Annotated in this window: 21 protein-coding genes; 11 read left to right on the forward strand and 10 right to left on the reverse strand. The window is 50.4% G+C overall.

Annotated elements, in window-relative coordinates; genetic code table 11:
• Positions 1-5 precede the first annotated feature (5 nt).
• Together J1781_RS16780 and ssuE are read right to left on the reverse strand one after the other, a co-directional pair.
• On the reverse strand, positions 6-980 hold the full coding sequence (locus J1781_RS16780) for a sulfonate ABC transporter substrate-binding protein (protein ID WP_129952512.1): 975 nt from the start codon (positions 978-980) through the stop codon (positions 6-8).
• Between the two features lie 18 nt (positions 981-998).
• Positions 999-1,580, reverse strand: coding sequence for an NADPH-dependent FMN reductase (ssuE, locus tag J1781_RS16785; protein ID WP_129952513.1), 582 nt, complete (start codon positions 1,578-1,580; stop codon positions 999-1,001).
• Positions 1,581-1,895: 315 nt separating this feature from the next.
• Here ssuE and pyrD point away from each other — a divergent pair, with 315 nt between their 5' ends.
• Together pyrD and J1781_RS16795 are read left to right on the forward strand one after the other, a co-directional pair.
• Complete coding sequence (gene pyrD, locus J1781_RS16790) at positions 1,896-2,906, forward strand: quinone-dependent dihydroorotate dehydrogenase (RefSeq protein ID WP_129952514.1); 1,011 nt, start codon at positions 1,896-1,898, stop codon at positions 2,904-2,906.
• Positions 2,907-3,090: 184 nt separating this feature from the next.
• The gene (locus J1781_RS16795; RefSeq protein WP_217233909.1) at positions 3,091-3,636 is read left to right on the forward strand and encodes a cell division protein ZapC; all 546 of its coding nucleotides are present in this window, start codon (positions 3,091-3,093) and stop codon (positions 3,634-3,636) included.
• 139 nt (positions 3,637-3,775) lie between these two features.
• Here J1781_RS16795 and J1781_RS16800 read toward each other — a convergent pair whose 3' ends face one another.
• Positions 3,776-4,879 (reverse strand): YcbX family protein, encoded by a 1,104-nt coding sequence (locus J1781_RS16800; RefSeq protein WP_129952516.1) that lies wholly within the window; start codon positions 4,877-4,879, stop codon positions 3,776-3,778.
• A 110-nt stretch (positions 4,880-4,989) separates the two neighbouring features.
• On the opposite strand from J1781_RS16800, the gene rlmKL reads away from it, so the two are divergent.
• From rlmKL to rmf, 6 genes are all read left to right on the forward strand, one after another.
• Entirely contained in the window at positions 4,990-7,110 is a 2,121-nt protein-coding gene (gene rlmKL / locus J1781_RS16805) for a bifunctional 23S rRNA (guanine(2069)-N(7))-methyltransferase RlmK/23S rRNA (guanine(2445)-N(2))-methyltransferase RlmL (protein ID WP_129952517.1), read from the forward strand.
• Between the two features lie 5 nt (positions 7,111-7,115).
• Positions 7,116-9,020, forward strand: a complete 1,905-nt coding sequence (locus J1781_RS16810) for an ABC transporter ATP-binding protein (protein WP_129991185.1) — start codon at positions 7,116-7,118, stop codon at positions 9,018-9,020.
• An 81-nt stretch (positions 9,021-9,101) separates the two neighbouring features.
• Positions 9,102-10,373, forward strand: coding sequence for a membrane integrity-associated transporter subunit PqiA (gene pqiA, locus J1781_RS16815; protein WP_129952519.1), 1,272 nt, complete (start codon positions 9,102-9,104; stop codon positions 10,371-10,373).
• Positions 10,360-12,012, forward strand: coding sequence for an intermembrane transport protein PqiB (gene pqiB, locus J1781_RS16820; RefSeq protein ID WP_129952520.1), 1,653 nt, complete (start codon positions 10,360-10,362; stop codon positions 12,010-12,012). Before pqiA ends, pqiB begins: the two co-directional genes overlap by 14 nt.
• Positions 12,012-12,578: a membrane integrity-associated transporter subunit PqiC gene (gene pqiC / locus J1781_RS16825; protein ID WP_217233910.1), complete on the forward strand. Its 567-nt coding sequence runs from the start codon at positions 12,012-12,014 to the stop codon at positions 12,576-12,578. The genes pqiB and pqiC overlap by 1 nt, the downstream gene beginning before the upstream one ends.
• Before the next feature lie 275 nt (positions 12,579-12,853).
• On the forward strand, positions 12,854-13,021 hold the full coding sequence (gene rmf / locus J1781_RS16830) for a ribosome modulation factor (RefSeq protein WP_013574871.1): 168 nt from the start codon (positions 12,854-12,856) through the stop codon (positions 13,019-13,021).
• A gap of 149 nt (positions 13,022-13,170) precedes the next feature.
• On the opposite strand, the gene fabA is transcribed toward rmf, so the two are convergent.
• Together fabA and J1781_RS16840 are read right to left on the reverse strand one after the other, a co-directional pair.
• The gene (fabA, locus tag J1781_RS16835) at positions 13,171-13,689 is read right to left on the reverse strand and encodes a bifunctional 3-hydroxydecanoyl-ACP dehydratase/trans-2-decenoyl-ACP isomerase (RefSeq protein ID WP_013574872.1); all 519 of its coding nucleotides are present in this window, start codon (positions 13,687-13,689) and stop codon (positions 13,171-13,173) included.
• A gap of 68 nt (positions 13,690-13,757) precedes the next feature.
• Entirely contained in the window at positions 13,758-15,524 is a 1,767-nt protein-coding gene (locus J1781_RS16840) for an AAA family ATPase (RefSeq protein WP_129952522.1), read from the reverse strand.
• Positions 15,525-15,734: 210 nt separating this feature from the next.
• Here J1781_RS16840 and matP point away from each other — a divergent pair, with 210 nt between their 5' ends.
• Positions 15,735-16,196, forward strand: a complete 462-nt coding sequence (matP, locus tag J1781_RS16845; protein WP_129952523.1) for a macrodomain Ter protein MatP — start codon at positions 15,735-15,737, stop codon at positions 16,194-16,196.
• A 107-nt stretch (positions 16,197-16,303) separates the two neighbouring features.
• Here the strand turns inward: matP and ompA are convergent, their stop codons facing one another.
• Positions 16,304-17,380, reverse strand: coding sequence for a porin OmpA (ompA, locus tag J1781_RS16850; RefSeq protein WP_129952524.1), 1,077 nt, complete (start codon positions 17,378-17,380; stop codon positions 16,304-16,306).
• 357 nt (positions 17,381-17,737) lie between these two features.
• Positions 17,738-18,244 carry an SOS-induced cell division inhibitor SulA gene (gene sulA, locus J1781_RS16855; RefSeq protein WP_129952525.1) on the reverse strand — a complete coding sequence of 169 codons (507 nt, stop codon included), beginning with the start codon at positions 18,242-18,244 and terminating at the stop codon, positions 17,738-17,740.
• A gap of 216 nt (positions 18,245-18,460) precedes the next feature.
• Here sulA and J1781_RS16860 point away from each other — a divergent pair, with 216 nt between their 5' ends.
• On the forward strand, positions 18,461-19,093 hold the full coding sequence (locus J1781_RS16860) for a TfoX/Sxy family protein (RefSeq protein WP_129952526.1): 633 nt from the start codon (positions 18,461-18,463) through the stop codon (positions 19,091-19,093).
• Positions 19,094-19,114: 21 nt separating this feature from the next.
• Here J1781_RS16860 and yccS read toward each other — a convergent pair whose 3' ends face one another.
• Positions 19,115-21,256, reverse strand: coding sequence for a YccS family putative transporter (yccS, locus tag J1781_RS16865; RefSeq protein WP_129952527.1), 2,142 nt, complete (start codon positions 21,254-21,256; stop codon positions 19,115-19,117).
• A gap of 44 nt (positions 21,257-21,300) precedes the next feature.
• Entirely contained in the window at positions 21,301-21,762 is a 462-nt protein-coding gene (locus tag J1781_RS16870) for a YccF domain-containing protein (protein WP_129952528.1), read from the reverse strand.
• A 177-nt stretch (positions 21,763-21,939) separates the two neighbouring features.
• On the opposite strand from J1781_RS16870, the gene helD reads away from it, so the two are divergent.
• Positions 21,940-23,994, forward strand: a complete 2,055-nt coding sequence (gene helD, locus J1781_RS16875) for a DNA helicase IV (protein ID WP_129952529.1) — start codon at positions 21,940-21,942, stop codon at positions 23,992-23,994.
• 64 nt (positions 23,995-24,058) lie between these two features.
• Here the strand turns inward: helD and J1781_RS16880 are convergent, their stop codons facing one another.
• Positions 24,059-24,520, reverse strand: a complete 462-nt coding sequence (locus J1781_RS16880) for a methylglyoxal synthase (protein WP_129952530.1) — start codon at positions 24,518-24,520, stop codon at positions 24,059-24,061.
• Positions 24,521-24,615: the final 95 nt, after the last annotated feature.

Genomic DNA, 24,615 nt, shown 5'->3' on the forward strand with positions numbered 1-24,615 from the left:
GCTATTCAGTTAGCTTGTACGGCCGGTTTCCAGATGCGATCTTTAATCTCAACCGGCTTAGGTAAAATGTGGTTCTGATAGAACAAATCGGCGGTTTGTTGCTGGCGTTTCTCTGTTTCGTTGCTGACCGGCGTGATAGGCATATCCGGCAGATGATCCAAATAGGACGCCACTACCTTTTCCGGCAGTCCCATTGACAGGGAAAGCAGTTTGATACTTTGCTCACGGTCGGTTTTGGTCAGCGCATTCGCCTGCGTCAACACCTCCAGAACCTGGCTGATAAACTGAGGATTGGCTTCGGTATATTTTTTCGGTGCGAGATAGAAGGAGCCGGTCTGATGCAGTGTCGAGCCGTCGGTCAGAACACGGACATCACCCTCAACAAGGGCAGCCGAATAGTACGGATCCCAGATGGCCCAGGCATCCACGTCATGTTGCTGGAAGGCGGCGCGCGCATCAGCAGGCGTCAGATACACCGGCTGGATATCGCTGAATTTCAGGCCTGCCTGTTGCAGGGCGCGCAGCAAAAGGTTGTGAGAGCTGGAACCTTTCTGGAAAGCGACTTTATGGCCTTTAAGATCTGCCACGGTTTTGATCGGGCTGTTGCTGTCGACCAGAATGACTTCCGCTTTCGGTTTCGGCGGTTCAGAGCCGATATACAGCAAATCCGCGCCCGCGGCCTGCGCGAACAACGGCGGCAAATCACCGGTACCGCCCAGATCAATACTCCCGACGTTCAGGGCTTCAAGGATTTGGGGGCCGGCAGGAAATTCTACCCAGCTGATTTTGGTGTCCGGGAAACGTTTTTCCAGCAACTGATGAGATTTCGCCAGCACCAGTCCGACAGATCCTTTCTGGTAGGCAATACGCAATTGCGCCGGATCCTTTTCCTGAGCCGTGGCGGTACCGCTGAGCAAAAGGCTGGCCAGCAGGCTGATCACAACAGGGAAGCGGCGTAATAAAGAGACAGAAGCAGGCATGATTAAGTCCTTTTTAACTCAGACACGCAGGGCTTGCGCAGAAAGTGATGCAACAGAGGGTTGCTGCGGACGCCGGCGGCTCAGCGCCAGATAGAAATTTTCCAGAGATTCAATCAGACGCTCTTCCAGTGCGGGGGCCAGCGTGGCGGGGAATGTCTGATAGTCAGTAATCAGGCTGTCATCGGCGAAAACGCCCTGCAAAACTTCCTGTGCTTTCAGCGAGGCAAGAACCGGTTTCAATGCGTAATCGACGGCCAGCATATGGCCGATGGATCCGGCGGTGGCCAGCGGCAGCACTACCTTATGATCAAGTGCGCGTTCAGGCAGTAAATCGAGCAGAGTTTTCAGTGCTCCGGAAAAAGAAGCTTTATATACCGGTGTGGCGACGATCAGGCCATCTGCTTGTGCCAGTTCCGCATTCAACTGCTTCAGCTGCGGGCTGCCAAAATTAGCGAACAGCAGATCGTCAGCTGAGAAATCCTGAATATTATAGGTGAAGACTTCAACACCACGACTTGCCAGCCACTGGTGGCTGAGCGCCAGCAGCGAAGAGGAGCGGGAGGGTTGTCGCGGGCTACCTGCCAGGGTGACTACACGCATTTGCTTATTCCTTATAACAATCTGTTATAGAACTATCATTTTTATTAACGAAGTGAGGTAAACCTAGCAGGCAGAGGCGGCGGAGCGGAAATCTCAATTTTGGCTATAGAAAGTTTTAAATCAGATAAAGTGCGTGTTAAGTGCGCAGCGCAGCGATGGCGGGAAAGAGAAGAAAAGTGAAGTAAAGGTAACTAAAAAGTAATCGTTTGCTTAACGGAGCAATTATTTAGCCAATATGCCGGTTATCATTTCCAATTGTCCGGCGCTTAGTCAATAATACCGCCCCGTCTAGCCACCGGGAATCCAGGAGTCTCCATGTATTATCCTCTTGTCAGGAAAGCACTGTTTCAGCTCGATCCAGAGCGAGCCCACGAGTTAACCTTTCGTCAGCTGAGCCGTATTTCCGGCACCCCCTTTGAATTTTTAATCCGCCAGTCAGTGCCGGCCAGGCCCGTGACCTGCATGGGATTATCCTTTAAGAACCCTCTGGGGCTGGCTGCTGGCCTGGATAAAGACGGCGAATGTATTGACGCGCTCGGGGCAATGGGCTTTGGATTTATTGAAGTCGGTACCGTGACTCCGCGTGCGCAGGCCGGAAATGATAAGCCACGTTTATTCCGTATTGTTGAAGCTGAAGGCCTGATTAATCGCATGGGTTTCAATAATCATGGCGTGGATAATCTGGTGAATAACGTCAAAAAATCACACTTTGGCGGCGTCCTGGGGATTAATATTGGCAAGAATAAAGATACACCGGTCGAGCAGGGTAAAGAGGATTATCTGACCTGTATGGAAAAGGTATATCCGTACGCAGGTTATATTGCGGTGAATATTTCATCACCTAACACCCCCGGATTACGCTCACTGCAATACGGTGAAGCGCTGGATGATTTGCTGGCAGCGATTAAGAATAAACAGCTTGAGCTACAGCAACGCCACCAAAAATATGTGCCTGTTGCCGTAAAGATCGCGCCGGATCTTTCTGAGGAAGAACTGATCCAAATAGCTGACAGTTTAGTCCGTCATAATATGGATGGCGTCATTGCGACGAATACCACACTCGATCGTAAACTCATTCAGGGGCTGAATCATTGTGACCAGGTCGGTGGCCTGAGCGGGCGCCCGGTACAACTTCGCAGTACAGAAATCATCCGCATGCTCTCTAATGAATTACAAGGACGCCTGCCTGTTATTGGTGTTGGCGGTATTGATTCATTAACTGCGGCGCGTGAAAAAATGGCGGCAGGCGCTTCCTTAATTCAAATCTATTCCGGCTTTATCTTTAAAGGCCCAGGCCTGATCAAAGATATTGTTACCCATCTCTAATATTTTTTATCCTGAAGACGAGTCAGGGGTTTATTTATTAACCCGGCTCGTCTATATTTTGTCCACTGACCGTAATTCAGGCTCAGGATTTGTCTGATATCGTTTCAGTACTGAAAAATCTATTCTTACAGATTAGGCGGTAATGAATCCAGACAGAAGGCACGAGGGCAAACAGGATGACGAAATGAAGATTAAACCCGATGATAATTGGCGTTGGTATTTTGATAAGCAACATGACCGGCTTATGCTGGATCTCGCCAATGGTATGATTTTCCGTTCCCGTTTCCCTGCTAAAATGCTAACCCCTGATGCCTTTGGAAATATGTCATTTTGTGTCGATGATGCGGCGCTCTATTTTGATTTTGAAGAACAGTGCAAACATATTCGTCTCGCGGCTGAACAACGTGCTGAATTAGTGTTGAATGCTTTAGTCGCTTACCGTTTTTTAAAACCGCTGATGCCAAAGAGCTGGCATTTTAGTCAGCAGATGCGTCCTTTCCAGCCCGCTAACGGTCAGCTTGCTCAGGTGCAGGTGATGGAAAGCGGTGAACAGGCCACGTTGCTGGTAGTGGAATCGGGTGATAATGCCAGTCTGTGCCTGCTGGCGCAGGAGCGACTGACGGTGGCAGGGCGTGGCATGGTGCTGGGTGACGCAATCAAAGTGATGCATGACCGGTTAATGCCAGCGGCATTCCGGGTCGACAGTGATGTCTACGATCAGGCAGTATAAATTACCCTTCATATTTCAAGTTGCAGATGCGTTGGCTGCGCACAGTCACCCGAATCACTTACCTGTGTAAGCTCATCGGGATTCCTTCTCTTGCCGTTTTCCTGTCACCCGACCTATTTTGGGTAATTGCGGAATATTTTTAGCCGAGCACGATATCCGAGGCCGGAATACAGCTGCACGACAATATCGTTCCGTCTTTTCCCACCGCACTCTCTTTCAGCGGCGAGACTTTCCCTGCTTTCAACGTCATTCTGCATGCGCCACAAATTCCGGCACGACAGGAATAGGGGATACGTAATCCTTGTAATTCCAGCTGTTCGAGCAAAATCTGCTGATTATTGCCGGTAAACTGCGTTCCCTGATAATCAATACTGATGTTCTGTGCGGTGGTTTTTGGTGCTTGCACATTTTCAATAACATCGCCTGCGCTATACGGACGTGGCGGCTTGGTTGCCAGCACCTGAACACTGTCGCCTGTGCGTATCACGCCACCGTTGCGGGCGATCATGTTTTGACCAAAATCCACATCGCCGTCGCTGGCTGTACGGTAGCCCTGCAAGGTTCTCAGGGGTTCGCCACGCGGATGTTTGCGACCTTTTTCAATGCTGACAGTGGTCAGGATACAACGGCTGCATGGTTTCACCAGATCAAAAACAACGTCCCCGATGCGTATCGTCTGCCAGGTGTCTTCGGCATAGGCTGGCGCGTCGCTGACCACGATGTTTGGGCGGAACTGTTCAATCCTGACCCCGCCCGGGCAGCGGTGCTGTAAATCCTGCATCGAGGCTTCATTGATGAGCAAATACGGGAATCCGTCAGCGAACGACAGCGGCACTTCCGGATGTTTTTTCACCCGGCGTGTGGGTTCTTCGCCAACCCAGCGCAACTGTACGTCATGATTTAAATAACCCGTTAACCAGCGATTTACAGGTTCCGGCGCGATGAGTGAGGTAAACTGATTGCCCCAGACTTCTGTCGGCGAACTAACGCCTGCGAAATCTCGAAATTTGACGGTGATACTTTCGCCTTCCGGGGCTGAAATCATCAGACCATCGGGTAATAAAACCGGCGTGAACAGGACCAGATTCGGATACTGGCGGGCTGTAATGAACATGCCTTGCGGATCGGTAATCATGAACTGGCGATCAAACGCCAGACCGGTTGCCGTAACCAGCGAGTGTGAAACCTGCAGGCCACGCATTGATTTGACCGGATGAACAAATAAACGTGAAAGAATGGGCACTGAAGACTGCCTCTCAGCATGTAAAGTCTTATGAACAACCAGAGACTTTATGACAAGAGGCGGGGATTAGCTATAATGCGCAACAATTTTATTTTTGGTGATATGTCGATATGAACTCTTTGTTTGCCAGCACGGCGCGTGGACTGGAAGAACTGTTAAAAAGCGAACTGGAAACGCTGGGTGCGCAAGCCTGCAAAGTTGTGCAGGGAGGGGTGCATTTTGAAGGTGACGATCGCCTGCTATACCGCAGCTTACTTTGGAGCCGTCTGGCTTCGCGCATTCTGTTACCGCTGAACGAATTTAAGGTTCACAGCGATCTGGATCTGTATCTCGGCGTGATGGCGATTGACTGGCCGTCCGTCTTTGGCGTGGAAAAAACCTTCGCCGTGCATTTCAGCGGTCTGAATGACGAAATCCGTAACAGCCAGTACGGCGCATTGAAAGTGAAAGACGCCATCGTCGACAGCTTTACCCGCAAAATGGATGAACGGCCGAATGTGGCGAAACAGCAACCGGATATCCGCGTAAACGTCTTCCTGCAACGTGATACTGCCAGCGTCGCACTGGATCTCAGCGGCGAAGGCCTGCATCAGCGTGGCTACCGTGACCTGACCGGCCAGGCACCGCTGAAAGAAAACCTGGCGGCGGCTATTGTTATGCGTTCCGGCTGGCAGGCGGGTACGCCGATGGTCGATCCGATGTGCGGTTCCGGTACGTTACTGATCGAAGCGGCAATGATCGCTGCCGATCGCGCGCCGGGTTTGCATCGCCAGCACTGGGGGTTTACCGGCTGGAACAAATTTGACGCAGAATTGTGGCGCGAACTGACGGCGGAAGCGCAGGTGCGTACCCGCCGTGCCGTGCAGGAAACGACATCCCGCTTCTTCGGTTCTGATATCGACCGTCGTGTAATCGAAATGGCGCGTGCCAACGCCCGCCGTGCCGGTGTTGCCGAGCTGATTAGCTTCGAAGCGGCAGAAGTCGGGAAACTGGTGAATCCGCTGCCGGAAGGCCCGGCAGGTACCGTAATCAGTAATCCGCCATACGGCGAGCGTCTGGAAAGCGAACCTGCCTTGATTGCGCTGCATAATATGCTTGGCCGCATTATGAAGACTCAGTTCGGTGGCTGGCAGCTGTCGCTGTTCAGTGCGTCACCGGAATTGCTGAGCTGTCTGCAACTGCGTGCTGAACGCCAGTTCAAAGCTAAAAATGGCCCGCTGGAATGTGTGCAGAAAAACTATCAGCTGGCAGAAAATCCGACGGGTGCGGCCGGTACGCAAATGGCGGAAGATTACGCTAACCGCCTGCGTAAGAACGTCAAAAAACTGGAAAAATGGGCCAAACAGCAGGGGATTGAATGTTATCGCCTGTATGACGCTGATTTGCCAGATTACAACGTCGCGGTTGACCGTTACGGCAGCAAAGTTGTGGTGCAGGAGTACGCGCCACCAAAAACCGTCGACGCGCAAAAAGCCCGTCAGCGCTTGTTCGACGTGATAAACGCCACCCTTTCTGTGCTGGATATTTCATCCAGCCAGCTGATCCTGAAAACCCGTGAGCGCCAGAAAGGCACCAGTCAGTATGAAAAACTCGCGCAAAAGGGCGAGTTCCTGCTGGTCGAAGAATTCAACGCTAAACTGTGGGTTAACCTCACGGATTACCTTGATACGGGTTTATTCCTTGATCACCGCATCGCACGTAAAATGTTGGGTGAAATGAGCAAAGGTAAAGATTTCCTTAACCTGTTTGCTTATACCGGCACCGCGAGTGTTCATGCCGGTTTGGGCGGCGCGCGCAGCACAACCACGGTAGATATGTCCCGCACTTATCTGGAATGGGCAGAAAAGAATCTGCGTGCTAACGGTCTGACTGGCCGTCAGCATCGTCTGATCCAGGCGGATTGCCTCTCTTATCTGGGCATGTGTGACGAACAGTTCGATGTGATCTTTATCGATCCACCGACCTTCTCTAACTCGAAACGTATGGCCGACAGTTTTGACGTACAGCGTGATCATCTGGCTCTGATGAAAGATCTGAAACGCATTTTACGTCGCAACGGCACTATTATGTTCTCCAACAACAAGCGCGGTTTCCAGATGGATCTCGAAGGACTGAGTAAACTGGGGCTGAGCGCGAAAGAAATCACCAGCCAAACCCTGTCACAGGATTTTGCCCGTAATCGTCAAATTCATAACTGCTGGCTGCTCTCCCATGCCGGCGAGGAAAAATAAAGTTTATGTCGTTAATTAGTATGTCAGGTGCCTGGCTGTCATTCAGTGACTCGCCGCTGTTGGATAACACCGAATTACACATCGAGCCGAATGAGCGTGTCTGTCTGGTCGGCCGTAACGGCGCCGGTAAATCGACGCTGATGAAAATTCTGAACCGCGAAGTACCGCTTGATGACGGGCGTATCGTGTACGAGCAGGATTTGATTGTGGCGCGTCTGCAACAAGATCCGCCACGCAATGTAGAAGGCACCGTGTTTGATTTCGTCTCAGAAGGCGTATTCGAGCAGGCTGAACATCTGAAGGCGTATCACGCCATTTCGCATCTGGTCGAAACCGACCCGAGCGAAAAGAATATGAATAAACTGGCCCAGGTCATGGAGATCCTTGATCACCAGGGTCTGTGGCAACTGGACAGCCGTATCAACGAAGTGCTGTTGAAACTGGGTCTGGATGCGGATACTGAGCTGAAATCGCTCTCCGGCGGCTGGCTGCGTAAAGCAGCGCTTGGCCGTGCGCTGGTCAGTGCGCCGCATATTTTGTTGCTCGACGAACCCACGAACCACCTGGATATCGAAAGCATTGCGTGGCTGGAAGATTTCCTGAAAGAATTCCAGGGCAGCATTATCTTCATTTCCCATGACCGTTCCTTTATCCGCAATATGGCCACGCGCATTGTCGATCTCGATCGTGGCAAACTGGTGTCTTATCCGGGCAATTATGAAGCCTATCTGCTGGCCAAAGAAGAAGCGTTACGCGTTGAAGAGCTACAGAATGCTGAGTTTGATAAAAAACTGGCGCAGGAAGAAGTGTGGATCCGTCAGGGGATCAAAGCCCGTCGTACCCGCAACGAAGGCCGTGTCCGTGCATTGAAAGCCCTGCGCCGTGAGCGTTCAGAACGCCGCGAAGTGATGGGCACAGCGAAAATGCAGGTGGTCGAAGCCGCAAGTTCCGGCAAGATTGTCTTTGAAATGGAAGACGTATATTACAGTGTCGCTGGCAAACAACTGGTGAGCAACTTCTCTGCGCAGGTCATGCGCGGTGATAAAATTGCGCTGATTGGCCCGAACGGCTGTGGTAAAACCACATTGCTGAAACTGATGTTAAGTAAGATTCAGGCAGACAGCGGCCGTGTTCACTGTGGCACGAAACTGGAAGTGGCGTATTTCGATCAGCATCGTGCTGAACTTGATCCTGAACGGACCGTGATGGATAACCTGGCTGAAGGTAAGCAGGAAGTGATGGTGAATGGCCGTGCACGCCACGTGCTGGGCTACTTGCAGGACTTCCTGTTCCACCCGAAACGCGCCATGACACCGGTGAAAGCGCTGTCAGGCGGTGAACGTAACCGTCTGCTGCTGGCAAAATTATTCCTGCGCCCAAGTAACCTGTTGATCCTCGATGAACCGACCAACGACCTGGATGTGGAAACCCTCGAGCTCCTGGAAGAGATGATCGACAGCTATCAGGGCACGGTCATGCTGGTGAGCCATGACCGTGAATTCGTGGATAACTCGGCAACAGAATGCTGGATTTATGAAGGCGACGGCGTGATCAACAGCTATGTGGGCGGTTACCATGATGCGCAGCATCAGCGCCGTCACCAGAAGCCAATCCGTCAGGCGGTTGCTACGGAAAATAAACCCGCGGCACAACCTAAGGCAGAACAGGCCAAACGTGTTGCGAATAAGCTCAGCTATAATCAGCAACGTGAACTGGAGCAGTTGCCGTCGCAAATCAGCACGCTGGAAGAAAAAATCAGTGCTTTGCAACAGCAAATGAGCGATGCGAATTTCTTCACCCTTCCTCATGAAGAAACTCAGCAGGTACTTACCGCTTTTGCTGCCGCAGAACTTGAGTTAGAGCAGGCGTTTGAACGTTGGGAAGCGCTGGAAGCACAGAAGAACGCTTAATACTGCATCATGATGGGCAGCCGGACAAAGGGAAGACCGGCTGCCGATATTCGTTGTCTTTTCGCTGTTGAGGAGCTGATAGTGTGTTCTGACGCCCATGCCCATGGCCCGCACATTTTATGCCCCCAATGCGACATGCTGGTGGCAATACCTGGCCTGAACATCGGGCAAAAAGCGGTGTGTCCCCGTTGCCACACTACGCTGACATCCCGCTGGAATGAGCCCCGCAGACGTCCGGTCGGTTACGCCATCAGTGCATTATTCATGCTTTTGCTGGCCAACCTCTTTCCTTTCGTCAATATGAATGTCGCCGGGCTGAGCAGTGAAGTCACTCTGGTGCAAATCCCCCAGGTTCTGGTTTCAGAAGACTACGCCAGTATGGCCTCGTTATTCATGATCGTGGTGCAACTGCTCCCGGCGATCTGCATGCTGTCAATTATCGTGCTTTGTCAGGGCATTAATATTCCGGTTCATTGGAAAGTCAGTATTGCCCGTACATTGTTCCGGCTGAAAAGCTGGTGCATGGTGGAAATTTTCCTTGCCGGCGTGCTGGTCAGTTTTGTGAAACTCATGGCTTATGGCGACGTCGGCGTGGGCACCAGCTTTTATCCTTACGTCCTGTTTTGCCTTCTGCAATTACGTGCCTTTCAGTGCACTGATCGCCTGTGGATGTGGCAGCATATCGAACCAGCCCCGGCGGTCATTCAGCCAGTGCGCGTTGGCGAAAGTGGGCTGCGTCAGGGGCTGCGATCCTGTCATTGTTGTATGGCGATTTTACCGGTTGATCAGAAAGAATGTGATCGCTGTAAAACCCGTGGATATGCACGGCGTAAAAACAGTCTGCAGTGGACAATGGCACTGCTGGTGACCTCTGTTTTGCTCTATATTCCGGCAAATCTGCTGCCTATCATGATCACTCAGGTACTGGGTAATCCGATGCCGTCTACGATTATGGCCGGTGTGGTGCTCTTATGGAGTGATGGTTCCTATCCCGTGGCGCTGGTGATTTTGATCGCCAGTATTATGGTGCCCACGCTCAAAATGATCGCTATTGCCTGGCTATGCTGGGATGCGAACAGTAATAAAGAGATCGACAGGGAACGATTGCATGTCATTTACGAGGTGGTGGAGTTCGTTGGCCGCTGGTCAATGATCGACGTGTTTGTTATTGCGGTACTGGCGGCGCTGGTGAGAATGGGGCAACTGATGAGTATTTACCCCGATATTGGCGCGCTGCTTTTCGCCAGTGTAGTTATTCTCACCATGTTTGCCGCAACGACATTTGACCCAAGGCTCATTTGGGATCGTGCTGGAATGAAGTCTACAAAGGAGCCACAAGATGGCAGGAAATAACATGGCAGAGCACGACGGAACTGCCAAGGTAGAAAAAATTAAACGCTGGTCGCCGGTGTGGATCGTACCGATCGTCACTGCGCTGATTGGTGCGTGGATCCTGTTTTATCATTACAGCCATCAGGGCCCGGAAGTCACACTGATCACCACCACCGCTGAAGGCATCGAAGGTGGCAAAACTACCATCAAAAGCCGTAACGTTGATGTTGGTAAAGTAGAATCGGTAACGCTGAGCGATGATTTACAACAAGTCATCATTAAAGCGCGGCTGAATACCGGTATGGAAAAAATGCTGCGTGAAGACTCTGTCTTCTGGGTAGTGAAACCGCAGATAGGGCGCGAAGGCATTTCCGGACTGGGCACGTTATTATCCGGCGCTTATATCCAGTTGCAGCCAGGTAACAAAGGTGGAGAAAAAACAGAATATAAACTGGATGATTCACCGCCGCTGGCTTCGCCGGATGCGAAAGGGATCCGCGTGATCCTGGAAAGCGAACGTTCAGGCCAACTGAATCCCGGTGACCCGGTGCTGTTCCGGGGGTTCCAGGTTGGTACAGTGGAAACCAGCCATTTTGATCCGAAAGCACGTAACATTAAATACCAGCTTTTCATCCGTGCGCCTTACGACACACTGGTGACTGACAATGTCCGTTTCTGGAAAGACAGCGGCGTAAACTTTGACATGTCTGCCGCCGGCATGCGTGTCGAAATGGGCTCCCTGACGACCTTATTCAGCGGCGGCGTCAGCTTTGATATTCCAAATGGCTGGACGCAGGGCAATGAAGCCAAAGATGGCGACAATTATAAGCTCTTCGATGATCAAAAAAGCATTCAGGAATCACTGTATACCCGTCACATGGATTACGTGATGTTCTTCTCAGATTCTGTTCGTGGTCTGCAACCCGGCGCACCGGTTGAATTCCGCGGTATTCGTCTGGGGACGGTGGCCGAAGTGCCTTATCCGATGAATGTTCTTAACCAGCAGATGTCGGATGATTACCGTATTCCGGTGCTGATCCGCATTGAGCCAGATCGCTTTGCTCAACTGTTGGGCAGTAATTTCAATATTGAAGATCATATCCGTGACGGTATTGCGCATGGCCTGCGTGGCTCAATGAAATCCGCCAACCTGTTAACGGGGGCGATGTATATCGATCTGGATTTCTATCCGAATGAGAAACCGTGGAAAGGGCCGCTGGAAATCGCCGGGAATAAATTATTGCCGACCGTGAGCGGAGGCTTTGCGCAGATTCAGCAGAAGCTGATGACCACGCTCGATAAGATCAATAATCTGCCAATCGAACCGATGATGCGTGAAGCGACAAGTACGCTGGCGGAAAGTCAGAGAACAATGAAGGCAACGCAAAAAACGATTGAATCTCTGAACGCGATTGTCAGCAGTAAAGAAATGAAAAATCTGCCACAGGATATGCAGCAGACACTTATCCAGCTGAACCGCAGCCTGAAAGGCTTCCAGCCAGGTTCACCGGCGTACGGCAATCTGGTCGGTGATATGCAGAGCCTGGATAAAACTCTGCGTGAGCTGCAACCGGTATTGAAAACGCTGAACCAGAAAAGTAATGCACTGATTTTCGCCGCCCCAGGGCAAGATGATCCTCAGCCGAAGAAGGCCAAATAATGATGAAATGGATACCTGTCGTCTTAGCATTATTCCTGACTGCCTGTAGCAGCAGTGATCAGAAAACTTACTACCAGTTGCCCGTGCTAAACAGCACTGCGACAACCGGCAGCGCGATGTCAACGGGCGCCGTACAACGGCACCTGTGGGTTGAGCGGGTGAGTGTTGCTGATTATCTTGCAGGTTCCGGGCTGGTGTATCAGACCAATGATGTGCAGTACACACTGACCCAGAATAATATCTGGGCCAGTCCGCTGGATCAACAGCTTCACCAGGCGCTGGTTACCTATTTACGCCGTGACTTGCCGGGCTCGCTGGTTTCCTCACAGGCGGCCAATACCGATGATCAGGATGTACTGAATGTTAATGTGACCGGTTTCCATGGTCGTTACGATGGCATTGTCGTGGTCAGCGGCAGCTGGAGCCTGACACGAGACGGCCAGGTTATTCAGCGTGATTTCACCCTGAATCTCAGGCAAACCGAAGATGGATATGATGCACTGGTCAGAACGCTGGCAGCGGGGTGGCAGCAAGAAGCGGGCCAGATCGCCGCGCAAATAAGATGACGTTTTTTTAAACTTAATATTTTTTAAGCTAAACGTAAAAAATCCCGGTTTCTGATTTAACAGAGGCCGGGATTTTTTTATGGTGATCAGCCAGATGGGAAACCGACCGGCACGATTAGCTCGCGCGCAATCCAATAATATAGCTCACCAATGTGACATTGGCGTGAATTTTGCGCATTGACCTCCCTACATAATGCAGCTATTTGTTAGATGTGGACGCAGAAGCGGACCACTGTTTTCTTTCCACCTGACCTGAATAATGAGGGATACAAGGCATGAAGAGACAAAAACGCGATCGCCTGGAACGGGCACAATCACGTGGATATCAAGCAGGTATTGGCGGGCGCTCAAAAGAGATTTGTCCGTACCAATCGTTAGATGCCCGATCACATTGGCTCGGGGGTTGGCGACAAGCCATGGAGGACAGGGCTGTTACCGCTTAAGCGGCTCCCCCTGTCAGAATAAGGAATAACCTCCGCTGCGCGCGGAGGTTTTTGTTTCTGCGAAAAATAAAGGTTTTCCATCTTTGCCACAGACGTAAAAAAGGCGAGCCCTGAGGCTCACCCTTTCTTCAGACGTTGTATCGGACTTTTTAGAAAGCCGCAGCGTCTTTGAACAAACCCACTTTGAGGTCAGTTGCGGTATAAATCACAACGCCGTCAACCAGCACTTCACCATCAGCGACGCCCATGATCAGTTTACGGTTGATAACACGTTTGAAATTGAGGCGATAGGTGACCAGTTTCGCCGTTGGCAGAACCTGACCCGTGAATTTAACTTCACCCACACCCAATGCGCGGCCTTTGCCTTCACCACCGAGCCAGCCCAGATAGAATCCGACCAACTGCCACATGGCGTCCAGACCCAGACAACCCGGCATTACCGGGTCGCCGATAAAGTGACAACCAAAGAACCACAGATCAGGGTTGATATCTAATTCAGCTTCAACATAGCCTTTGCCATGGGTGCCGCCGTCTTCTTGCATCTTTACGATACGATCCATCATCAGCATATTGCCTGATGGTAATGGAGGGCCGCCAGCACCGAACAGTTCACTGCGGCCAGAAGCTACGAGGTCTTCTTTCGTATAGGAATCGCGTTTATCTACCATGTTCTCTGTAAGCCTTATTTTGATGAAGGGCGAAGTTTAGCGAACAGCTGTAAGCTGAACAACTCCGATCAGCTGCGGTTGAACCAGTTCAACCAGCGAAGAGGCCACGGATAACGCGGGCTGCCTTGCGATGTTACCAGCGCAATACGCTGCTGAATTAATCCCAGCAGACTCGGACGCTCTTCTTCAGCTTCTTCTTCGTTTGTGTAAATCAATCCGGTCAGGATAGGCAGCGCTTCGGCTGCGTTATCTACTGCCCATAAGTGAAACTGGCCTTCGCGAACGGCGTCCAGAACCTGCGGATGCAGACAAAGGTTGCGCACGTTGCTGGTTGGCAGAATGACCCCTTGCTTGCCGGTCAAACCGCGACGCTGACAAACTTCGAAGAAACCTTCGATCTTCTCGTTTACGCCACCAATAGGTTGCACATTCCCAAACTGATCGACTGAGCCCGTGACCGCAATTTGCTGGCTGATCGGCTGCATCGACAACGCACTGATGAGTGCGCACAGTTCAGCAAGGGAAGCGCTGTCGCCGTCCACTTCTCCGTAGGATTGTTCAAAGACAATTGATGCGGAGAAGGGCAGAGGCTGGTCGAGTTCTAACTCGGAAATCAGAAAGGCCTGCATAATCATCATGCCTTTAGCATGCAAATTACCGCCTAACTCGGCTTTACGTTCAACGTCGGTAAATTCACCGTCGCCGGTGTGTACGACACAACTAATTCGGGAAGGTTCACCCAGCGCACGTGGATGCCCCGGATATTCCAGCACTGACAGACCGTTAATCTGTCCGACAACTTCACCTTCTGTTTCAATGCGAATTTGTCCAAGCTCGATTTCATCCTGCATACGTTCCTGCAGATAACTCTCACGCCATGCACGGGCATTGGACGCCGCTTCAAGAGACTTGACGCTCAGCAACTCATCTTCATTATAGAGTGCCGCCTCGCTCAGCTGCGCATTCAGCCATACCGGATCGAGGGTCAGACTGCCCTGATCGGTGCTGTGGCGAATAGCCATCTTCAGAAATTCGGGCCATGCATCGGCGGCCAGACGTGGGATCTCAAGCTCATCGGCCAGTGTATTGATATAACCACACCAGGTTTCCATATCGCTTTCTTCCGTCAGCGGCAGGTCGGCTTCGAATTCACCATAAATAGCAGAATCCACCAACTCAGGCTCCATCTCACTGAGATCGCCAAGCGATAAACGGTCACCAACCAGAATCAGGCGGATATCCAACGGCATCGGAGGAACTGTAACAGGCAAAGGTGTGGTCTCATCCGGTGAGACCCAATGATATTGACCTTCGGTGATCATCTGTTTCAGACGTAACCACATCAGAGGTTGTGCAATGAGGGTACGGATGGAAAGCACCAGCACACCGCCATTGACCTGATGTACTAATCCCGGCTCGAGCTGGATCTGGTCTTTATAAATACGTACGCACCCGAACAGCTGTTCAGGCTCGATCCATTCACGATACAGGCAGGTCGATTTCGCTGCGAATGCATCTTCAGCAGATTTCGCTGCCAGCAGCGTGACCTTATTGCCTTCAATATGATAACGGTTACCCGTGACTTCAGCCGTTTCAGGCATTAAGTCGCTGACTACCTGCGCAATACGTGACAAGTATTCGCGATTTTCCTGCGCCTTGAGCGTCATAAAACGCGGGCGTGAGCGGGGGTGACAAAACAGGGTTAAACCATTTTCCAGCCGAGGCTGAGTTCCTGCGAAATCTACAGGGGCTAACTGGGCAGCCGTTGCAAAGATTGCCTCGTAAGGCGCGGAGTCGGGCAGTAAAAGCTGCCAGTCAAGTCGGTTATTGGTCAATGTGTTAGCTGTTTTCTATAAAAAGGGAAAGTGCGATTATACAAGAATAAATCCGGCTGCATACAATGAGAGTCGTAGCGGAATTGGTCTTAGTGCACATTGCTGTACGGGTGGGCAAAAAACAATCAAAATAAGCGTCTTTATTTGGGGTGAAAATTGAATTAAAGCTGTTATGCTTAGTAAAGTTACGTGGTCACCGAAGAGTTCACGATGAAATATCAGCAACTGGAAAATCTCGAAAGCGGTTGGAAATGGAAGTACCTGGTGAAAAAACACCGCGAAGGTGAGCGGATCACCCGCCATTTGGAAAACAGCGCTGCCCAGGAATCCGTGAATCAACTTCTCAGCCTGGAAAACGAGCCGGTCAAAGTATCCGACTGGATTGTGAATAATATGCACCCGGCTTTGGAAAACCGTCTTAAGCAAACTATCCGTGCCCGCCGTAAGCGGCATTTCAATGCCGAGCATCAGCACACGCGTAAAAAATCCATCGATTTAGAATTTCTCGTCTGGCAGCGTTTAGCGGGACTGGCGCAACGCCGTGGTGCAACACTTTCTGACACCATCATTCAGCTTCTTGAAGATGCTGAGCGTAAAGAGAAATATGCGAATCAGATGTCTTCACTGAAAGAAGATTTAGAACAAATCCTTGGCAAGAAAGATTTCGGATAAATTTGGTTTCTTGCCTCAGTGAGTCATCTGTTTTGCCTGACTGAAGACATAAAAAAACCCCGCCAAAGCGGGGTTTTCAGTATCTGTAGTAAAGCTAAAGAGTGTTATTAAGCCTGTGGCTGAGTAACAGTATCTTTGTAGCCTTTAACTTCGATTTCTACACGACGGTCTGGTGCCAGGCAGTCGATCAGAGCAGCACGGCCTTTAACGGTGTCACAGGTAGAACCAGTAACCGGGTTAGATTTACCCTGGCCTTGTGCAGAGATCTTGTTAGCAGGGATACCTTTAGATACCAGGTAATCTACTACGCTCTGAGCACGTTGCTCAGACAGTTTCTGGTTGTATTGTTCTGAACCGATACGGTCGGTGTAACCCAGAACGATAACAGAACCGTCTTTAGGATCGATGGAGCTCAACTGGCTGTACAGCTGATCCAGAGCCTGTTGGCCTTCTGGTTTCAGAGTCGCTTTGTTGAAGTTGAAGAGAACGTCAGATTTCAGAGTGAATTTCTTAGTCTCTACAACTGGAGCCGGAGCTGGTGCTGGAGCAACAACTGGAGCAGCTGCTTCATCTTGACCGAAACGGTAAGAAACACCAACAGACAGCATTGCGTTATCAGGACGTGCACCAACGGTAGCCGCGTCACCAATGTTGTTAACCCACTGGTAATCCAGACGGGTAGCCCAGTTTTTGGTTACTGCGTATTCAAGGCCTACGGCTGCCAATGGAGAAACACCTGTGTCATGATCACTTACGCGACCATTAGCACCGTTGTTGAAGTTACCATTAGCGTCTGCACGCCAAACCATACCACCCAGACGGGTGTACAGGTCCAGATCGTCAGTCAGCGGGTAGCTCAGTTTAGCAGCCAGCTGAACGCCTTGTGCTTTGAACGCGCCGTTATTTACGCTGCCTTTGTAAGGCATACGGCCAAGCCAGTCATATCCCATTTCAAAGCCCAGGTATTGGTTTGCTTGGTAACCCAAGAACGCACCTGCACCCAGTTGGCTATCGTGGGTAGGGCCGTTGCCGATACCGTTGTAAGCATTTGCGAAACCAGTGTCATGGTATTGGGACCAGCCCAATTTACCACCGGTATACCAGGTGTTATCTTTAGGGGCGGCTTGCGCTACGGTAGCGAAACCTGCCAGTGCCACTGCTAATGCGATAGCTGTCTTTTTCATTTTGCGCCTCGTTATCATCCAAATAGGCAATTGAGCTTTAAGCTTTTTAAGCCCTTGGTTAAAATCCTTACGCCAAGATTATTGCTTCATTTCAGAACTTGCCACTTTACGTTGGCATTATCGAGCAACCTTGGCGTTGTAAAGTCTACAACGTGGCGCGAAACTTACAAGCTTGATGTGTTAACACCGTGGAAAAAAAGGGAAAAACGGACATATTTCTTAACGGCTTTGGCAATTTACTGACAAATTCTGGCAATTATCTGCATTCTGGAAGCCCGTTTTTACTGGCTTGCCGCCATTATTCAGCACAAATCACTAAGTTCCGCATTATTTTCATAGGAAGATTCCTATTTTGAACTAATGGTATACGGAAGAGTGAATTTTTACTGTCGAATGATGTCCACAAGGTGAATTCTGCTCATTTGTGGGTTTCATTATGAAGCCATAAGCCCCTCCCTGACGGGCTGCAATTTGCAACCTTTCCCTCTCAGCATCATTCAAATCCGGAAGCCATCCCAACACGACACTGTAGTTTCCCGTCTGCAATGCTTTCTCCATCGCATCTACCGTCGACATTGCCGTAATTTGATTGACTTGCACCATTTTATCCACCGGCAGGCCAGACTGCGTTAACCAATGGCGGCTCAGTTTTTGCTGAGGTGTGAGCCATAACAACCAGCGGGACTGCATACCTAAGTGTTGCAGTAAGGGCAGCAGTAACTGTGCAAAAGCTGGTTGGCTCGCACTATAGACGAACTCAGTGATCAGACCATTATTCAGAGATGCAGAAGTATTTACCTGTGACGGAGTGACGGGCAAAGCAAGCTGACTAAAATGATGATTTGTACGGTGTTGAGTTCGCATAAGGATGTGTCCCAGTGAGTTACTGTATGCATGTACAGTACTCTGGCGGTGAGCAAAGATCAACCCAATTTTTCCAAGATATCTCGCAAATTTTGAAGGCAACGAGCTGTAACGACATTTTATGTTTGTTGCGGTACATAAGATTGCGTATTTTGCTTTTAGCTGTTTTGGTAACTCAAAATGGAAGCAAGGAATTAACGTGAAAAGGATAACGCAATGATAAACAAATCAAAAAAAAGAGTGATTGAGTGTCTGGAAATTTTTGCCCCGTTGGGCAATATTCGTTCCCGCACCCAGTTTGGAGGGATGAGCTTGTCCGCTGACCGCGTCATGTTCGCCCTTGTCTCTGATGGTGAACTCTATCTGCGAGCGACCGGCGAAACTGAAGTGCATTTTTGCCGCAAGAAGATGGAGAGGCTGATCTACCGCAAGCGGGGCATGGATGTGCAACTGCGTTATTTCAAAGTGAATGCCCGGCAATGGAGTGACCCTCAGGCGCTATGCGAGCTGGGCAGATTATCGTTGCAAGGCATGCTGCGGGATATCGAGTTGAAAAAAAACAGCGAAGCCGCCCGCCTGAAAGATTTACCCAATCTCTCGCTGGCGCTGGAAAGGATGCTCTGGCAAGTCGGCATTGAAAACTCGGGGGATTTGCGGTTACAGGGGGCCTGCCATACCTATCTCAAACTGTGTGCCATTAAAAAAAAGAATCTCGGGATTAACTTACTGATGGCATTGGAAGGGGCAATTTTGGGCTTTCATGAAGCCGCCTTGCCGATGGCATCCAGGGAGTTATTAACTCACTGGTTTAACCATCACCAAGAGCAGCTATCAAGGGCGATTCACTAAATTTGCTTACGTTGTCTGCAGCTAGAGCTGATTCTGTACCGGCAGGATTTTAGTATTAAGACTGGTGAGTTCAGGCAAATGAGCCACCAGTAATCCAATTTGCTGAAGCACGAGTTGCTCTTTACTGTCGATATCAGTGGTTCGTAACTGAATACGTGCAGTCAGTTGTCCGAGCGCATTTTGAATGCGTTCTGCTTCAGAAGGCAGATGATGCAAGGCCCCGTCAACACAGCATACTGCATCATCCAGCAACCTCAGGGTTTCCGCATCATTGAGTTTCTCGCGATGGGCCCCTAGCGCTGAAATGTAACTTAGCATCGTATGATTAAGACATAACAGGCGAAACGCCGCTTCGAGGGTCGCCGGATCGTTATTCCTCTCAGAACTCATATTCGAGACAACAGATGCCAGTTCGGCATCGCAATTATGCGCATCACGACGAGCCAGACGGTAGTCGAGACTGTTGTCTTTCCCCTGATGGTATTGCACCAGAATGGCATCAAGGTAACGGCAGTTAGCATCGAACGTTTTGCTGACCACCTTATCCAGTTGTCTGAATTTCCAGTCGGGCCATATAAAGGTCACTGCCGCCCAGGCGATACCGCAACCAATCAATGTATCGATAATTCGCGGGATAGCGATTTCAAACCCTTCGCCCAGCAAATTAAAGCATAACAACACCAAAAGGGTGATGAACATCGTGGCCTGCGCGTACTGCACTGTGCGGAACGCAAAGAACAATAATCCGCTGATGACGATCAGAATCATTTGCCCGTCAACGGAGGGAACGAAATAGAGGATAGGGATCCCGAGTGCAATGCCGGCCAGCGTGCCGATTATTCTCAGCGCTAATCTCCGGCGGGTCGCACTGTAGTTTGGCTGACAGACAAAAAGGCTGGTGAGCAAAATCCAATAGCCGTGATTTAAGCCGCTGACCTGAATGAAAACATATCCCACAAAGAGCACCACAGACATACGGATTGCATGGCGGAATAACACTGACTGCGGTGTGAAATGGCGGGAAATGCGTAGCCAGATATCGTCAAGGCCCGTCAGACGGTCTTCCGCAAACGGACTTTTACCGGTCTGGTTTTCAGGCAGAGACTGCTCCGACTCGATATTTGCCAGTTGCGCGTCAATTGCATGCAGATTACGTAAAAGATGGCGCAGCGCCTGCAACGTCTCACGGTGTTCGTTGTGAGACTCCAGACGTTTGAGTGCTTCTTCCAGCCGTGAAAACGCCCGTTCAAACTGGCTGTTATGGGTATATTGCTGGCGATAAAGAATACATTGCGACAGTTGTAAACAGGCCCGTGCCTGCATGCTCATCAGGCGCTGAAAGCGGAACAGAATATCACTGTGATGGAATTGTTCACTGAGCTTGAGGTATTGCACGTGAGACGAACTGGCACGCTCATGAATATCCTGAACCACGAAATAATAATGTAATGTCCGGCGCGTTCCTTTCTGCCCGCGATCACCCTTCAGCCGGGTCTGTAGCGTATTTTTCGTTTGATTTAGTGTGGAGACCAGCTGACCGTTGGCCATAGCCAGCTCAACAAGTTGCTGGTTGTTATCTTCCTGATCGGGATCAAACAGAGTGGCTTTGGCTTCAAGATAAGCCGCCAGTTGCGTGAAACAACGCGAAATCTGATCCTGTAGCGGGCGGATGGGGAAAATAATATGGCCAGCCAGCGTCAGCAGGTTATACCAGATGGCACCTGCAAGCAGGATCAGCGGTTGCTGATACCAAATATGATACATGCTGGTACCGAGCATCGTATAAATGGCGATCAGTAACGCGCCGAAGGCAATGGTGGCATACCGCTGTCCCAGTGCGCCCAGCAGGATGAATCCACAGGTTGAAATCATCAACCCTGGTGCAAAAAGCCATGGATAAGGGAAAAGTAATTCTATTGATGCTGAGGCAATGAAAAAACAGATAAGGGTAATCAGCAAATTGCGCAGACGGCCGGCGAGACGATCATCAAGGTCCGCAAGAGCCGCTGCAACCACGCCGAGTGTCAGGGGAATTGTCAGCGTGATCTGACCCAACCACCACGGCAATGCTGCAGCGCCAGTCAACGCAATGAAAATCCTGATGTGATAAAGAACATTGCTGTTATAGGCATAACGCCGTAAACCCGGTGCAATAGAAAGCACGAAAAAACCCCACCTTAAAATTCAAAAATGATGAAACATCACAATCAGCGGATGCGTCCGTTTTCTCTCAGACGGCTTGCATTCGCTTCACGAACCTGTTTTGCCAGTTCGACGGAAACGACCCGGCGTCCTACCGGCCACAGTGCAATGGCAGCGATTTTAAAGTTTGCAATGCCCACCGGAATACCAATTATGCTGATACATTGCGCAATACCGACAACGATATGCGACACGCATAACCACCAGCCGAAAAATATAAACCAGAAGATATTCAACAGGGTACCCCCGCCGGACAGCAACACGTTACGTTTTTCCGGATACAGTTCATCGACATGCACGGCTTCATTGCCAAAGGGCAGCAATGAAAGACGGGTGATTTCCCAGCAAGAGCGGGTCAGTGGCAGGGTAAAAATCAGCACAATACTGACCAGCGTAGCAAGCAGCCATGAAAGCGTGGTGAAAAAACCACCTAAAAAAAAGTTAAGAATATTGAGCACAGTACGCATGGCAACTCTTCCCGCAGAAATTAAAAAACTGATAAATTTCATGTTCACTTAATGTAAACACACCTCTTATTCTACTCTGTTTTTCAGTGTGGATCGCCTGCGCTTATCAAAGGTAAACTCTTAAATGCGCTTGCATGTAAGATATCAGGAATTAAAGAGAGAACACGGTGTGATGATATGGAATTGAAATCGACCTCATTCGGGAAACATCTGGCGCAGCATCCTTATAACCGGGTGCGACTGCTTAATGCAGGCGTGGAAGTCAGCGGCGATAAGCATCATTACCTGATCCCTTTTAACCAGCTTATCCGCATCCGTTGCAAACGCGGCATCGTCTGGGGAGAGCTCGAATTTGAATTACCGGAGCAGAAAGTGGTCCGGTTACACGGCACTGAATGGCAGGAAACACAGCGGTTTTATCATTACCTTCTCAATATATGGCAAACCTGGAGCCTCGAGATGAGCGAGGTCAGCGCCGGGGTATTGCACGAGCAGGTTAAAAAAATTACGCAGATTGAACAGCAAGACAAATGGTTCAAACGTGTTGACCTGGCTGATGTGCAAAAAGACATTGCTGAAGCATTTTCTGCCATTCCGGTGCCGGTTGAACGTCTTACTGAATTTGATAACTGTCGGGAAGACTATCAGATCTGTCTGCGCTGGCTTGAGCAGGGTAAACGCAGTGTCGACCAGCGTAATCTGGCATGGACGGACAGAGTGATTGCTGATAACCGTGACTTTTTTGATACCGTTGAAGTGTCGCCGCTCAATGACAGCCAGTGCCGCGCAGTGGTGAACGGTGAAGATGCGGTGCTGGTACTGGCCGGGGCTGGCAGTGGTAAAACGTCGGTGCTGGTGGCGCGTGCTGGCTGGTTGTTGCGCCGTCAGGAAGCGCAGCCTGAACAAATTTTATTGTTGGCTTTCGGTCGTCAGGCGGCGGATGAAATGAACGGGCGTATTAAAGAGCGTCTGCATACTGAAGGCATCAAGGCGAAGACGTTCCATGCGCTTGCTTTGCAGATTATCCAGGAAGGAAGTAAGAAAACGCCCAAAATCAGTAAACTTGAAACCGACCCGAAAGCCCGGCGTAGCTTACTGATTAAGACATGGCAACAGCAGTGCGCAGAGAAAAAAGTGCAGGCCAGCGGCTGGCGGCAATGGATGACCGATGAACTGCAGTGGACGGTTCCTGACGGTGATTACTGGAAAAATAAATCTCTGGCGGAGCGTCTCGCAAGTCGCCTTGAGCGCTGGCTGAGCCTGATGCGTATGCACGGTGGCAGTCAGGCTGAAATGATCGAAAGCGCACCAGAAGAAGTCAAAGACCTGTTCACCAGGCGTATTCGCCTGATGGCGCCGCTGATGAAAGCCTGGAAAACCGCGCTGAAAGAAGAGGGCGCAGTGGATTTTTCGGGGCTTATCCATCAGGCGGTCAATATTCTGGATAAAGGGCGTTTTGTCAGTCCGTGGAAGCATATTCTGGTTGATGAATTCCAGGACATATCTCCTCAACGTGCTCTGCTGCTCTCTGCCTTGCGTAAACTTAACAAGCGTACCAGTTTGTTTGCCGTGGGGGACGACTGGCAGGCGATTTACCGTTTCAGCGGTGCTGAACTGACGCTGACCACCGCGTTTGCGGACAATTTTGGTGAAGGAGCGCAATGTGCGCTGGACACCACTTACCGGTTCAATGATCGCATCGGTGAAATCGCCAATAAGTTTGTGCAGCAAAACCCTAATCAGCTGAAGAAGCCGCTGAACAGCCTGACCAAAGGCAACAAGAAGAATGTCGTGATCCTGCCTGAGGACCAGATGGAGAAATTGCTGGATAAACTCAGCGGTTATGTCACCGCCGATGAACAGATTCTGGTGCTGGCACGTTATCATCATCTTCGCCCGCAAATTCTGGAGAAAGCCGCGACCCGCTGGCCAAAGCTTAATCTTGATTTTATGACGATTCACGCCAGTAAAGGACAACAGGCTGAATACGTCATTATCGTCGGATTGCACGAAGGCAATGACGGTTTCCCAGCGCCCGCACGAGAATCTTTACTGGAAGAGGTATTATTGCCTGAACCTGAAAATTTCCCGGATGCAGAGGAGCGGCGTTTATTGTATGTGGCGATGACGCGTGCGAAGCATCAGGTCTGGTTACTGCAGGATAAAGAACGTCCTTCTGTTTTTGTCGAACAGCTCGAAGATATCGGCGTGCCGGTCCAGCGAAAACCGTAATTCATATACAGAAAAACCCGGCCATTGCCGGGTTTTTTAACGAAAAAATCAGCCACCTGAAGCGTTATTCTTTCAGGCGTGACCACAGATAACGCTGATAATCTGGAATAGTGATATCAACTTCAGACCGGAACAGCGGGGACTGGATCAGGAAGTCAGCCGTGGACAGATTGGTTGCCACCGGAATATTCCACACGGTCGCCAGGCGCAGCAGGGCTTTCACATCCGGATCATGCGGAACAGCATTGAGTGGATCCCAGAGGAAAATCAGCATATCAATTTTGCCTTCGGCAATCAGCGCACCTACTTGTTGATCGCCGCCCATCGGGCCGCTCAGCATGCTTTTGACATCAATCCCCGTATTACGCTGAACCAGATTGCCGGTCGTGCCGGTGGCATAGAGAATATGCTGCGAAAGTTCCGCAACGTTTTTATCAACCCATTTCAGCAGGGTGCTTTTGCAGTGGTCATGCGCCACCAGAGCAATATGTTTTTGTTTTGCAATCGTGCGGGTTGTGTATTCCATCTAATTCCCTTCAACGCGAAAGTAAAAGTGGATCACAGAATACTGAAACTCCGTTTTACTGCATAGCTCAGGCGGGATAATTCGGCGTGAAGAAG

It is taken from the genome of Rahnella perminowiae (assembly GCF_019049695.1).
In the GTDB taxonomy this organism is placed as follows: domain Bacteria; phylum Pseudomonadota; class Gammaproteobacteria; order Enterobacterales; family Enterobacteriaceae; genus Rahnella; species Rahnella perminowiae.